7 protein-coding genes are annotated in these 13,848 nt (G+C 70.2%); 2 read left to right on the top strand and 5 right to left on the bottom strand.

Annotated elements, in window-relative coordinates; genetic code table 11:
• Nucleotides 1-12: 12 nt before the first annotated feature.
• Nucleotides 13-789 (top strand): ABC transporter ATP-binding protein, encoded by a 777-nt coding sequence (locus tag ACFWF2_RS02350; protein ID WP_379303748.1) that lies wholly within the window; start codon nucleotides 13-15, stop codon nucleotides 787-789.
• Nucleotides 786-3,317: an ABC transporter permease gene (locus ACFWF2_RS02345; RefSeq protein WP_379303746.1), complete on the top strand. Its 2,532-nt coding sequence runs from the start codon at nucleotides 786-788 to the stop codon at nucleotides 3,315-3,317. Before ACFWF2_RS02350 ends, ACFWF2_RS02345 begins: the two co-directional genes overlap by 4 nt.
• 64 nt (nucleotides 3,318-3,381) lie before the next feature.
• Here the strand turns inward: ACFWF2_RS02345 and ACFWF2_RS02340 are convergent, their stop codons facing one another.
• The 5 genes from ACFWF2_RS02340 to ACFWF2_RS02320 form a co-directional block, all read right to left on the bottom strand.
• Entirely contained in the window at nucleotides 3,382-5,769 is a 2,388-nt protein-coding gene (locus ACFWF2_RS02340; RefSeq protein WP_379303744.1) for an ADP-ribosylglycohydrolase family protein, read from the bottom strand.
• A gap of 56 nt (nucleotides 5,770-5,825) precedes the next feature.
• Complete coding sequence (locus tag ACFWF2_RS02335; protein ID WP_379303742.1) at nucleotides 5,826-6,989, bottom strand: VWA domain-containing protein; 1,164 nt, start codon at nucleotides 6,987-6,989, stop codon at nucleotides 5,826-5,828.
• Nucleotides 6,990-7,128: 139 nt separating this feature from the next.
• Complete coding sequence (locus ACFWF2_RS02330) at nucleotides 7,129-9,651, bottom strand: DUF5682 family protein (RefSeq protein WP_379303740.1); 2,523 nt, start codon at nucleotides 9,649-9,651, stop codon at nucleotides 7,129-7,131.
• A 48-nt stretch (nucleotides 9,652-9,699) separates the two neighbouring features.
• Nucleotides 9,700-10,800, bottom strand: coding sequence for an AAA family ATPase (locus ACFWF2_RS02325; RefSeq protein WP_379303738.1), 1,101 nt, complete (start codon nucleotides 10,798-10,800; stop codon nucleotides 9,700-9,702).
• Nucleotides 10,797-13,796 carry a DUF5691 domain-containing protein gene (locus ACFWF2_RS02320; RefSeq protein WP_379303736.1) on the bottom strand — a complete coding sequence of 1,000 codons (3,000 nt, stop codon included), beginning with the start codon at nucleotides 13,794-13,796 and terminating at the stop codon, nucleotides 10,797-10,799. Before ACFWF2_RS02320 ends, ACFWF2_RS02325 begins: the two co-directional genes overlap by 4 nt.
• Nucleotides 13,797-13,848 lie beyond the last annotated feature (52 nt).

The following is a 13,848-nucleotide window of genomic DNA, read 5'->3' as shown; positions in this document are numbered from 1 at the left end:
AGACTGGACATCATGACTTCGCACGCCATGGGCACCGAGGCCGTCGACGCGGCGGCCCCCACCCAGATCGCGGCCGCCGCGCAAGACCTGGTCAAGTTGTATGGATCGGGAGACACACAGGTCAAGGCCTTGGACGGGGTGTCGGCTGACTTCGCGAAGGGCGAGTTCACCGCGATCATGGGCCCCTCCGGCTCGGGCAAGTCGACGCTGATGCACTGCCTGGCCGGGCTCGACAGCGCCAGCGAGGGCCATGTCCGCATCGGCGAGACCGCGCTGACCGGGCTGTCCGACAAGCAGATGACCGCGCTGCGCCGCGACCGGATCGGGTTCGTCTTCCAAGCGTTCAACCTGGTGCCGACGCTGACCGCGCTGGAGAACATCACCCTCCCGCTCGACATCGCGGGCCGCAAGGTCGACCAGGAATGGCTCGACACCGTCGTCAAGCGCCTCGGCCTCGGCGACCGCCTCGAGCACCGGCCCTCCGAGCTGTCCGGCGGCCAGCAGCAGCGCGTCGCGTGCGCTCGCGCCCTGGTCGGCAAGCCGGAGATCATCTTCGGCGACGAGCCGACCGGCAACCTGGACTCGCACTCCTCCGGTGAGGTGCTGGCGATCCTGCGCGCCTCGGTCGACGAGTTCGGGCAGACCGTCGTGATCGTCACCCACGACCCGCGCGCGGCCGCCTACTCCGACCGCGTCGTGTTCCTCGCCGACGGTCGCATCGTCGACGAGCTGCGCGATCCGACCCAGGATTCCATCCTCGACCGGATGAAGGCGCTGGAGACCCGATGAACAACCCGATGCGCAAGGTCGCTTTGCGCAATCTCGCCGCGCACAAGGTGCGACTGGCGTTGACGCTGCTGTCGGTGGTGCTGGGCACCGCCTTCATCTCCGGCTCGTTCGTCTTCACCGACACCTTGCAGCGCACCTTCGACGGCATCTTCGAAGGCCAAGCCCAGGGTGTCGACGTGCGTGTCGGCCCCAAGGACCGGCAGTCGCTGGGCGTACCGACCAATATCGTGGACGCGCTGGCCAAGACCGAGGGCGTCGACCGCGTCGCCCCGGCCATGAACGGCCCGGTGGTGCTGCTCGAACCCGACGGCAAGAAGGCCGTGCAGACCGGTGGCGCACCGAGTTTCGGCCTGTCCTACCTGCCGCCGGACAAGTCGGTCGAAGAGCCGAACACGTTCGTCGCGGGTGCGCCGCCCGCCCAGCCGGGCGAGATCGCGCTCAACACCAGCGGCGCGGAGAAGGCCGGGCTGCGGGTCGGCGACAAGACCAAGGTGCTCATCCCGGCCAAGGGTGACCCGTTCGAGGTGACCCTCTCCGGCGTCTACGAGATGCCGGGTACCGAGGGCGGCGGTGTGGTCGCGGTGATGTTCACCGAACCGCAGGCGCGCAAGCTGTTCACCGACGGCTCGCACGTCGCCTACGCCGATCTCGCGGCCGAACCGGGTGTCTCGGCCGACGAGCTGCGCGACCAGCTCGCCGCCGGCCTGCCCAACTACAAGGTGCAGAACGCCGACGAGGTCCGCGAGGACATGAAGAAGGAGGTCTCGGAGGCGCTCACCTTCATCAACTACTTCCTGCTCGCCTTCGGCGCGATCGCGCTGATCGTCGGCACGTTCATCATCTACAACACCTTCTCGATGATCGTGGCCCAGCGCCTGCGCGAACTGGCGTTGCTGCGGGCGATCGGCGCCAGCCGCCAGCAGGTCGGCCGGTCGGTGGTCGGTGAGGCCGTCGTGATCGGCATGATCGGCAGCGCGATCGGTCTCGCCGCGGGCATCGGGCTGGCGTTCGGGTTGTCGGCGGTGCTGAACGCCTTCGATGTCGGCCTGCCCACCGGATCCCTGACGGTGCTGCCGCGCACCGCGATCGTCGCGCTGCTCGTCGGCCTGATCGTCACTGTGGCCAGCGCCTACGCGCCTGCTCGCCGCGCCGCCAAGGTGCCGCCGGTGGAGGCGATGCGCGCCGAATTCGCCAGCGCCGGTGACTCGTTGCATGTGCGCACCGCCGTCGGTGCGGTCATGGCCGTGGCCGGTGGCGTGCTCGTGTATGTCGGCGCCCAGGGCACCGGCAAGGGCTCGGCGGTGACCGTCGGCATCGGCGCGCTCGGGTTGATTCTGGCCGTGCTGCTGGCCGCGCCCGCGCTGTCACGGCCGATGGTGCTCGTGCTCGGTGTGCTCACGAGGCCGTTCGGCGCCATCGGGCAGATGGCCCGCAACAACGCCGTGCGCAATCCGCGCCGCACCGCGGCCACCGCGTTCGCGCTCACTCTCGGGCTGATGCTGGTCTCGGCGATCGGCATTCTCGGCGCCTCGGCAAAAACCAGCGTGGGCGTGCTGATCGACAAGGGCGTGAAGGCCGAATACGTGCTCGCCGGTCCGCAGATGATCGGTGCGCCGCTCGGTGCGGTGGACGCCGTGCGTACCCAGGTGCCCGGCGTCAGCGAGGTCACCGGGATCAGGGTCGTCGCGTTCAAGGTCGGTGACGAGCAGGTCGTCGCCACCTCACCGGACGGGCCGATCGACCCGGTGATGGACATCGACCTGCTCAGTGGCTCCACCACGATCGGTGCGAACGAGGTGCTCGTCGACGAGACCGAGGCGGGCGATCGCGGCTGGAAGGTCGGCGACAAGATCACCATCACCAGCCTCGACAACAAGAAGTTCGAGCTCACCGTCGGCGGCGTCTTCGCCAACTCGCCGCTGCTCGGTGCGATGGTCGTCGACCCCGGCGTCTACGAGCAGTTGATGCCGCCGAGCCTGCGCACCAATGCCTTCGTGCTGGTGAAGGCGGAGCCAGGCACCGATCTCACCGCCATGCGGGCGAATCTGGAGAAGGCCACCGAACCGTTCGTCGTCGTGCAGGTGCAGGACCACGAGCAGTTCAAGGGCGCGCAGGGCCAGCAGATCAACACCCTGCTCGCCATCCTCTACGGCCTGCTGGCGCTGGCGGTCGTGATCGCCGTACTCGGCATCATCAACACCCTGGCCCTGTCGGTGGTCGAACGCCGCCGCGAGATCGGCATGCTCCGCGCCGTCGGCACCCAGCGATCCCAGGTGCGCCGCACGATCTACCTGGAATCCATGCTGATCGCCATCTTCGGCGCCATCGTCGGCCTCATCTTGGGCATCGCCCTCGGCGTCGGCTTCCTGCGCACCCTGCGTGACCTGGGCATCGACCAGATCACCATCCCGTGGTCGCAGTTGGTCGCCGTGCTGATCGCCTCGGGTGTGGTCGGTGTGCTGGCTGCGGTGTGGCCGGGTGTGCGCGCTGCCCGCACGCCACCGCTGGCGGCTATCGCGGATCTGTAGGAGTAGCAAGCGCTTCGGCCCCTGGCGGATGTTTCCGCCAGGGGCCGAGTGCGAGCGGCCCCGGTTACGCCGGGTAGCGGTCGTACCAGTCGTCGGTGGGATGGCCGTGGTCGTCCCGGGGTGGGGTGAGGCCGAATTCGGTGCAGTAGTCCGTGGCCAGGCGGTCCAGGACGGGGCGGGCGTCGACGGTGCGCGACCAGCGGCGGGGCAGCGCGGTGCGGCCGTAGCGGGCGCCGAGGAGGCTGCCTGCGATCGAGCCGGTGGCATCGCTGTCGCCGGAGTGGTTGACCGACAACAGGAGTCCGGTGCGGACGATGTCGTGCGGTGCGCCGCCACGGAATTCCGCGGCGAGTAGGGCGAAGACGGCGATGGCCAGTGCTTCGGGGCCGATCCAGCCCTGGCCCAGTGACTCGACGTCTTCCGGGGTCGGGACGCGGCGTTCGCGTTCGATCCGCGCGGCCAGTGCGTTCGCGGCGTCGAGCGCGGCCGACGTTTCCTCGTGGTCGGGGTAACCCGTCAGCTCGGCCCTGGCGTGGTGCAGCGCCGTCGCGGTGTCGGAGCCACGTGTGAGCTGGTAGACCACGGCGGCCAGGGTGCCTGCCGGTAGCCATCCACTCGGGTGTCCGTGGGTGAGTGCGGCGGCGTCGCAGCCCAACTCGAAGATCGCGCCGGTAGCTGCTCCGGTACGGTCTGCGGCGTATCCGAATCCGCACGGCGCGGCGCGCATCACCGCACCACTGCCTTTGGAGTGGTTGATCGGCTGATCGCGGGTGCCGAGCGGGTTTGTCGGCGCGCGCCGCGCCGCAGCCTGCCGCAGGGCCGTGTACACCGAATTCGCCACGCCCCGTTGCTCGGTCAGTTCGGGGTGCTTGCCGAGCGAGCTGTGCAATGCGAACGGCTGGTCGGGCAGTTCGACGACCTGTCCCCGTAGCCAGACGAGCAAGCCTTGCTGCAACAGGCCCATGGTCGCCCCGCCGATGCCCTTGGCTCTGGCGCGCACCGAACCGCGGATCAACGCCTCCACAGTGAACGCGGTCAGCTGCGTCTCCTCGGAGATACGCAGCGGGTCGGCATCCCTGACTCCCTGCGGCCCGAATTGGTCCCGGATCTGTTGCAGCGTCCTGGTTTCCACCGGTGCGCCGAGCGCGTCACCGATCGCACCGCCGATCAGACAACCATGTACCGCGTTCAGCCACACCGATGCCGCGCTGACCACGGCGTCGCTGCTCCGCCGCGGGTGTTCGAGCCGGGGCGCAGAGCCCTGCCCCGCACCGGCCTGCTTCCCGGCGCTGCGCTGCCCGGAGGCTGACGTGCCGGTGTGCCTTTCCGGGTGTCGTGTGTCGATTCGCGGCCGGTGGTCTGCGGCCGCTTCGCCGCGCGCGGTCGGGTCGAGCCGCCGCGCCAGGTCGGGTTCCGCGGCCCGGCGAACCTGCTGAGAATCGGTGCGTGACGGACTCTCTGTGCTGGTCGACGGCACGGCGCCGCCACGGATGTCGGTGCCGGATCGGTAATCCGGCGTGTGACTTGTGGCAGGTGTGGAAGGGGCGGAGCTGGTCCGTGCCGGAGCCGAGGCCCCGGTGGGGAAGGAGCCGCTGGGTGGGGCCTGCGCTCGACGGGTGAGGGCTTCGGTGAAAGCGTTGGCGAAATCCGTGCAGGTGGAGAATCGTCGCGCCGGGTCCTTGGCCATCGCCTTGGCGAGGACGGCGTCGACCGCTGTGGGCAAGGTGGACCGGCGGGTGCTGGCCCGCGGGGGAACGGCGTTGATGTGACCGAGCATGACGGTCGCCGGGTTGGGCGCGTCGAACGGGCCGCTGCCGGTGAGCAGCCGGAAGACGGTGCAGGCCAGGGAGTATTGATCGCCGCGACCGTCCAGCGGTGCGCTGCTGAGCTGTTCGGGCGAGGCGTAGGCGATGGTGGCGGTGAACTGGCCGGTGCGGGTCAGGCCGCCGGTGTCGTCGAGGAGTTTCGCGATGCCGAAGTCGGTGAGCAGCACCCGCTCGTCGAATCCGGCGCCGACGCCTGCGGTGCGCGAGAGCAGGATGTTGGCCGGTTTCACATCGCGGTGCAGCACGCCCTGACGGTGCGCGTAGTCCAGCGCGCTCGCCGTCTGGGTGACGATCTGCGCGATCCGCTCCACCCCGAACTGCTGGGCGGGCACCGCCGCCGCGTCGACACCGTCGACGAACTGCATGGCGATCCACAGCCGTTCCTCGTCGACGCCACGGTCGTAGACGGTGATGATGTTCGGGTGGTCGAGCTGGGCGACCAGATCGGCTTCCCGCTCGAACCTGGTCCGGATCTCGACGTCGCTGAACAGGTCACGGTGCATCAATTTCAGCGCGGTCAGCCGCGGCAGCCGCCGATCACGGGCCGCGTACACCGCACCCATCCCGCCGCGCCCCAGCTCCCGCTCGATGACGAACCCGGCGAACACCTCCCCGCGCCGCAACATCGCCTCACCCCGTTCACCGAACCCGATCGCTGTGCAGCCTAGCGAAACTCACGGTCTCACACGGCCGGAGCGTGGGTGTCGGCCCAGTGCGTGATGTCGCCCCGGTCCAGGGCGGTGGCCAGCAGGTCGGGGAATTTGTCGGGTGTACAGGCGAAGGCCGGGATGCCGAGCGCGGCCAGCGCGGCGGCGTTGTCGTGGTCGTAGGCGGGTGCGCCCTCGTCGGAGAGCGCGAGCAGGACCACCACCTGGACGCCCGCTTCCTTCATCGCATTGCACCGGCGCAGCATCTCCTCGCGGACCCCGCCCTCGTACAGATCGGAGATGAGCACGAACAGGCTGTCGGTGGGCCGGGTGATCAGTGACTGCGAGTAGGCGATGGCGCGGTTGATGTCGGTGCCGCCGCCGAGCTGGGTGCCGAACAGGACGTCGACCGGATCGCTGAGCTGTTCGGTCAGGTCGACGACCTCGGTGTCGAACACCACCAGCGACGTCTTCAGCGAGCGCATCGACGCGAGGACCGCACCGAACACCGACGCGTAGACGACACTGGCCGCCATCGACCCGGATTGGTCGATCGCCAGCACCACATCGCGCTGGATCGACTGCGCCTTGCGCCCGTAGCCGACCAGCCGTTCGGGCACCACGGTCCGGTGCTCGGGCAGATAGTTGGCCAGGTTCTTGCGGATGGTGCGATCGAAATCGATGTCGCGCAGCTTCGGCCGGTGGGTGCGGGCGGCGCGGTTGATCGCGCCCGAGACAGCGGCGACGGTCTTGGCGGCGATGCGCCGCTCGATCTCACGCACCACCTTCTCGACCACCATCCGCGCGGTGGCCTTCGTGGTCTCCGGCATCACCCGGTTGAGGCCGAGCAGCGTACCCACCAGATGCACATCGGGTTCCACCGATTCCAGCAGCTCGGGCTCGAGCAGCAACTGCGTGAGATTCAGCCGCTGCACGGCATCGCGCTGCATCACCTCGACCACGGTCGCGGGAAAGTAGGTGCGGATGTCGCCGAGCCAGCGCGCCACCCGTGGCGCCGAACCACCCAGCCCACCAGACCGTTTCGTCGATCCACCTGCCTCGCCCGTGTTGTAGAGCGCGCCGAGCGCCTGGTCCATCGCCTGGTCGGGGCCCGAGGACAGGCCGCCGAGCTGTTCTTCGGCGGCTTGGCCGAGCACGAGCCGCCATCGGCGCGAATGGGTTTCGTCGTTGTCGGTCATGGCTGCTGCTCCTGATCATCGAGCGGGTGGCATCGGCGTGCGTGCAGAAACCGCGTTCGTGAAACCGCGGCTCGCGCTGGGGTCGCAAGCCACGGCGGGGAGTTCGTCGCAGGCCGGTGGGCTGCGGGCGGTGTCGCGATCATCCGGCGGCGCCGAGGATCGCGGTGGCGGCGCGCAGGGCCAGTTGCCCACGGGCGGGGTCGATGGCGGTGGAGCCCGTGGGGGCGGCCGGCGCGGAGCCGGTGTCGCGCAGGGCCTGGCCGATGGCGCGGCGTTCGCCGGATTCGAAGGAACCGAAGGTGCGGCGCAGTAGGGGGAGGGTGGCGACGAACTGGTCTTCGGTGAGTTCGCGGAGCCACTCGTCGATGCGGCGCAACAACTCCCGGTCGTGCACCAGGAGCAGGCCGCGTCCGCCGAGGAAGCCGTCGATCCAGGCGGCCTTGGCGGCGGGGGTGTTGCCGATGGACAGGGCGGCGGCCAGGCGGCGGGCCGAGTCGGCGTCGTCGATGCGCTCGGCGTCGCAGAGCAGGCGCACCGCACGGCCGCCGATCGCGCCGTGCACATCGTCACGGTCGGCGATGCGCTGCAGGGTCGCCAGCCAGTCGGTGGTGGCGTGGTCGTCGTCGCGGGTGCTGATCGCGGTGTGTGCGGCGTCGATCTGGGCGCGCAATGCCTCGGCCGCGTCGGTGTCGAGACCGGTGACCGCACCGGGCAGGCCGGCGCAGATCCGCACCAGCAGGCCGTCGGCGACATGGGCCAGCGCCTTGGTGTCGGTGCCGCGGACATCGCCGTAGCGCAGCGTTCGGGTCAGCCCGGGCAGGGCGCCGAGGAGGTGGGTGACGTCGTGGTCGAGGGCAGCGGCCGCTTCCAGCCGGGTGATCAACCCGTCGGTGGCACCACCCAGGTCGGCGAGCAGGGCCATCTCGAGCGCGTCGGCGAGTTCGGTGACGGACACGCCGTCACGGCTCGCGGTGTCGAGGATCTTGGCCTCGGCCGCGGTGCGCAGCGTCGTTCCCCACACCGCCGCCTCGACGATGCGGACCTCGAATTCCGGTTCCCAGCGCAGGGTCCAGGTCTCCCGGAAGGTGCCGGTGTTACGGACCTCGCCGACGGTCGGAGTGCCCCAGTCGATGCCGAGCAGCCGCAGCCGGTGCAGCAGATGCGAGCGTTCGACATCGCGCTCCTTGCGCAGGTCGAGGTCGACAGTGCGGGCGAGGGCTTCCTGTTTGAGCCGCAGGGTCTTGCTGCGCGCGCGCAGATCCGCCGCCAACGGCACCGTCGGGGTGTCATCGGGGACAGCACCGAGGGTCTCGCCGACGACGAGTTCGTCCACCACCAGCCGCAGCATGGTCTCGTCACCACCGCACATCACCGACCGCACAGCCTCGGTGACCTCGGACAATCCCGCCAGCGGCCGACCACGCAACGCGGCCAGCGTGTCCGACAACCGCACCGCCTCGATGATGTGCGCGCTCGACACCGGAAGATCGTGCGACCGCAGCACACCGGCGACCTTGGTCAGCCACCGCGCCACCGGCCGCTCGGTCTCGGTGAACAGATGGTGATACCAGCCCGGTGAGGTCACCCCGGCCCCATACCCCGATCCTGCCGCCAGCCGCGAATGCGTCCACGGCACCCAGGTCAACGCCGCCTTCGTCTTCGGCAACCCCCTGAGCAGTCGCGCATCCGGCGCGGCAGGCCCGAGCGCCCCGGCCAACGCAGGCGCATGCCACGCGCCGCACACCACCGCCAGCCGCTTCGCCCCGTCCTTGAGCGTCTGCCGCATCACCTGCCGCATGTACGCCTCGCGCCGCAGCGTGTGCTGATCGACGACGAGCGGTGCGACCGCCGGATCTTCGGGATCGACTGACAACGGAGCGCCTGATCCGGCTGGTGCCGAGGCATTTTCCGCTGGTTCCGACGCGCTGACCGACGAGGGTGTGCCTGCCTGGCTGGTATCGCCGCGCCGCGTCGATTGGTCGCGTTGGCTGTTGTCCTCCGGATGCGCCATGTCCGACCCCGGTGCCGCGGGGTCAGAGTCCCTTGCTTGCCCGTGCTGGATCGCGTCCTCGCGCAATGCTGCCATCGCCTCGGTGATCGCGTCGAAAGCCGCGCTGTCGGGCACTGATTCGACGACGGCGTCCCACCAGCGCTCGGCGTCGTCGTAGCCTGCCGCCGAGGCCAGAGCTGCCAGCGGGTCGGTGCGGTCACCGCGGGAGTCGTCTTCGGCAGCGAGGACGTTCGTGGCCGGGAGGTCGCAGAAGCGGACCGGCACCGCGTGGTCGACGCCGTAGCGCATCGCCTGCCACTCCGGCGAGAACACCGCGAACGGCCAGAATGCCGCGCGGGCAGGCGAATCTGGGACGTAGGCCAGCAGCGCCACCGGCGGGGTCATGGTGTCGGCGGCGACGAACCCGACGAGTGGGTCGGCATCGGCGGGACCTTCGATGAGGATGGCATCGGGCCGGAACTCCTCGAGTGCTTGCCGTAGCGATCGCGCCGAGCCCGGCCCATGGTGACGGATGCCGAAAACCCGCGTCACGGTATTCGCACCCGCATTGGCACCGACCACCGCGCCGGCATCGGTACTTGCACCGGCGTTGCTCGCGGGAGCGGGTACCGCACTCGCCGCGCTGGTCTCGCCGTCGATCTGTTCACTCATCGAAAACCCCATGTGTGCTGTCTGTTCCGTCCTCCCCGCCAGCCCGTGTCAGTTCGCGAGCTCGCGGCAGGCGCGGTAGAAGTCGGCCCAGTCAGGGCGCTCGCGCACCACGGCCTCGAGATATTCGGTCCAGATCACCGAGTCGGCGACGGGGTCCTTGATCACCGAACCGAGGACGGCGCCCGCGATGTCGGAGGCACGCAGGACGCCGTCGCCGAAGTGGGCCGACAGGGCGAGGCCGTTGGTGATCACCGAGATGGCCTCGGCGGTGGACAGGGTGCCCGAGGGGGACTTGAGTTTGGTGCGGCCGTCGGCGGTGATCCCGGAGCGCAGTTCGCGGAATACGCGCACGACCCGGCGCACCTCCTCGGCGGCGGCGGGCACCGTCGGCAGTTCCAGTGCGGCGCCGAGCTGTTCGACGCGCCTGCTGACGATGGCGACCTCGGAATCCTCGTCGGCGGGCAGCGGCAGCACCACGGTGTTGAAGCGGCGGCGCAGCGCCGAGGACAGGTCGTTCACGCCGCGATCGCGGTCGTTGGCGGTGGCGATCACGTTGAAACCCTTGGCGGCCTGTACTTCCGCACCGAGTTCGGGTACCGGCAGCGTCTTCTCGGACAGGATGGTGATCAGCGCGTCCTGCACGTCGGAGGGGATGCGGGTGAGTTCCTCGATGCGGGCGATCGCCCCGGTCCGCATGGCTGTCATCAGCGGCGAGGCGACCAGCGCGGCGTCGCTCGGCCCCTCGGCGAGCAGCCGGGCGTAGTTCCAGCCGTAGCGGATCGCTTCCTCCGCGGTGCCGGAGGTGCCCTGCACGAGCAGGGTCGATTCGCCACTGATCGCCGCCGAGAGATGTTCGGACACCCATGTTTTCGCCGTGCCGGGCACACCGAGCAGCAGCAGCGCGCGGTCGGTCGCGAGGGTCGCGACGGCAACCTCCATCAGCCGTCGCGGCCCGACGTATTTGGGCGTGATGAGGGTGCCGTCGTCGAGAGTCCCGCCGAGCACATAGGTGACCACGGCCCACGGCGACAACCGCCAGGACGGCGGACGCGGCCGGTCGTCGACGCGCGCCAGCGCGGCCAGCTCGTCGGCGAAGGCCTGTTCGGCATGGGGACGCAGCAGGGTGGTTGCCGGTTCGGTGGTGGTCATCGCAGCTCCTCGAGCATGGTCGCGCGGTCGGTGAGATCGTGGGCGAGTCGGTGGAAGGCCTGTTGCCAGGCGGGGTCCTCGGTGGTGCCGGCGAGCGCGGTGACGCGGGTCGCCAGGTCGACGGGCAGGTGCACGCCCGCGGCGGTGAGCAGGGCACGGTCGGTGTATACGCCTGCGGTGGCATGCGGCTGGCGGGCCGTGGTGCGGGCGCGCTCGCCGAGCAACCGCAGCACGTGGTCGGCGACCTGTGGCGGCCAGGGATGGTCGAGGCCGGGCAGGATCGCGTGCAGTTCGGTGAGCTGGTGGGCATCGAGGTCGAGCACGTGCTCGATCCGGTCGGCGGCATCGAGCAGGGTGAACAGTTCGCGGCGGCGCAGCACGGCTTGTTCGGTCGGCGTCGCGTGCGCGAACAGCGCTCGGGCCCAGGTGGTGTCGCGTTGGGCGATGGTGGCGTCGACCCAGCCGTCGACGATCGCCTTGGCATAGCGTGGCGGCAGCGTCAAGGTCAGCGCGGCGGTCGCGGTGTCGCGCTGGGCGGAGGTGGCATCGACCCTGTTACCGACAACCGGCTCGGCGGAACCGGACACGCCCCGCACGGCACCGGACGGTGGCGTCCTGGTCGGTGCGGCCGATGCGGTGGCTGGGACGAGTGGTGCCCACGCTGTCAGTGGTGTCGCCGCGATCGCCTGGTGCAGGGTCTTCACCGTCGAATCGGGGGTGTCCCAGCGCATCTTGGGTTGATCGGTGCTGTCGGTGACGCCGTCGCGCCTGGCTTCGGCGTCGACTTCGGCAGGCACCGTGACCGTCACCGTGCCGTCGGCGTCCACCCGGACCCACGACGACACCAGCGCCGCCATCCGCTGCCCGAACGCCGAACCCGGTAGCCGGGCCAACAGTCCCGCCGCGGTGCGCCGGACGTCGCCGCGCCGGTCGTCGAGAGCCCGCTCGAGCAGTGGTTCGTCGTCGAGGTTCAGTCCGCGGCCGAGCAGTGCCAGCAGTTCGGCCTTGATCGGGCCGGACTCCTTGGCCCAGGCAGTGCTCAGCACCTCGCGGGCGGCGGCAGGATCGGTTCGGCGCACCTGCGCCAGCCAGTCCTTGCGCTCACCGGGCGCGCCGAAAAGCCAGATGTCCGCAGTGCCAGAGGGTTCGGATCCTTCTGCGTCCGGCTCGACCGTCGTGGCTCGATCGACCGGGAACGAATCCAGCAGACCCGACCACGCGGGATTGCGTGCGGCGAGCCAGCGGCCGCGCCGACCTGCCAGCTTGAGCAGCGGCGCGCGCAGGTTGCTGTCGGATGCCGCCGTGAGCGCTTGGACGCACAGCACATCCGGCAGCCGGAAGTCGAAGGGCGCTGCGGCAGCGAACCATTCGGGCAGGAACACCGACTTGTCGGCCAGCAGGCGGCTGAGTCGATCGGCGGCCTGCCTCGGCAGCAGGCGCCGCGGATCATCGCAGGCGGGTTCGGGTTTCGGCGCCGAGCTGGGCAGGCGACCACCGCGCAGATACAGATCTTGCAGTGCGGCGGTGTCGAGCAGCCGGACGGCAGGCTCACCGGAACGCTGCGGCACGGCGGCCGCGACCGCGCCGGCCAGTTCCACACTGTCGGCAGTGCGGCGGGCGGTGCCGAGCAGGGCGACCGAAACCAGGTCGGCCAGTTCGGGAGTCGCCGCGGACTGCGTCGGGAACTCCGTCTCCAGATCGGTCACCTCGCCCGCGGCGAACACCGAGATCGGGTCGAAACCGTCGGCGCGCCATTCACCGGTGAGCGTCACCGGATGACCGCCCGACACGGCGATCAATCGCCACGGCCGCGCCCCCGCCGACAACGGCAAGGCCACGCCGTCGGGGTCGACGAGCTGCCAGCCGTGTTCACCGAGCACCGGCACGACCTCGGTCAGCAGCGCGGGCCAGGCGCGCAGCCAGGGATCGTTGCTCAGCGCGCCCGCGTAGGCGTCCAGCGCGTCATCGATCGTGGTGCCGCCGGTCGGGGGCACGGTGGTGAAGGGTTCGGGGGCGCCGTGGCGGGTGCCCCATTGGACTCGCAATGGCGCCGCGCCGGGGTAGTAGTGCAGGTCGGCGTTCACCTCGTGGCCGGGCACCGGCACCTCGCCGGTGAAATTCGGTGTGCCGAAGGAATGTTCGATCAGCACGGCCCAGCGTCCGCTGCCGCGCGCCCGCAGCCAGGTACGCCGGGTGTGCAGGCGATCCTCCTCGCTCACCCGCATGCCGAGCACCAGCCAGCGATCGCGCACGGCGGGCTCGGCCAGCACGGTCTCGGCCTGGATCGGGTAGCCGACGTGGGTGCGGATGCCTGCCTGCAGCGGCTCGGGCAGCGCGTCGAGGGTGCGATGGGCCAGCACCAGCAGATGCAACCGGGCGTACTCGCGCAGGAGCAGTTCGGGCCAGTGCTCGGTGGTCACCACCTGCGCGGGCAGCCTGCGCAGCGTCGCCGCGACACCGGGCGCCTGGGCATCGACCATGCGGGCCGCGATCGCCTCGTAGGCGGCGAACGAGCGATCGGTCTGGGCCAGCCCGGTACGGATCTGATCGGTGAGCCACACCTCGAGCTCGGTCAGCCCCGCCGATACCCGGGCTCGCCGTTGCTCGACGGTTGCCTGCGACGGCGTTGCGGTGGCCTTGGTCTTCGGCGGGGCCGCGGCCTTGGCCGCCCGGCCTGCCAGCCACTCCGCGGCGAAATCGGCGGGCGCGTCCTGGACGGGCACCGTGCCACCTGACCAGGTGAGCAGCAGCGACAGCGCGTGCTTGCAGGGAAACTTGCGGCTCGGGCACGAGCACTTGTACGCGGGCCCGGCCAGGTCGACGATCGTCTGATACGGCTTGGACCCGCTGCCCTGGCACAGGCCCCACACGGCGGTTCCGGCGGCACCGGTGCTCCGCCAGCGACCGGCCAGCTTGCGTGCGGCAGCCAGTGAGCTCGCGTCCGGTGCGAGAGCGCGGACCTGGTCCTCGGTCCACGGCGCCTGTCGGTCGGTCATCGGTTCCCCCGTTCTCTGTCGCCGAAATATCTACAGCAGCCCACCGACAACT

It is taken from the genome of Nocardia sp. NPDC060259 (assembly GCF_042728775.1).
Classification (GTDB): domain Bacteria; phylum Actinomycetota; class Actinomycetes; order Mycobacteriales; family Mycobacteriaceae; genus Nocardia.
This window is presented reverse-complemented; position numbering and strand designations above follow the sequence as displayed.

Excerpts from the sequence above, each read along its gene's own strand:
- ACFWF2_RS02350 (WP_379303748.1), top strand. The coding sequence starts at position 13 with ATGACTTCGCACGCCATGGGCACCGAGGCCGTCGACGCGGCGGCCCCC.
- ACFWF2_RS02345 (WP_379303746.1), top strand. The coding sequence starts at position 786 with ATGAACAACCCGATGCGCAAGGTCGCTTTGCGCAATCTCGCCGCGCAC.
- ACFWF2_RS02340 (WP_379303744.1), bottom strand. The coding sequence starts at position 5,769 with ATGTTGCGGCGCGGGGAGGTGTTCGCCGGGTTCGTCATCGAGCGGGAG.
- ACFWF2_RS02335 (WP_379303742.1), bottom strand. The coding sequence starts at position 6,989 with ATGACCGACAACGACGAAACCCATTCGCGCCGATGGCGGCTCGTGCTC.
- ACFWF2_RS02330 (WP_379303740.1), bottom strand. The coding sequence starts at position 9,651 with ATGAGTGAACAGATCGACGGCGAGACCAGCGCGGCGAGTGCGGTACCC.
- ACFWF2_RS02325 (WP_379303738.1), bottom strand. The coding sequence starts at position 10,800 with ATGACCACCACCGAACCGGCAACCACCCTGCTGCGTCCCCATGCCGAA.
- ACFWF2_RS02320 (WP_379303736.1), bottom strand. The coding sequence starts at position 13,796 with ATGACCGACCGACAGGCGCCGTGGACCGAGGACCAGGTCCGCGCTCTC.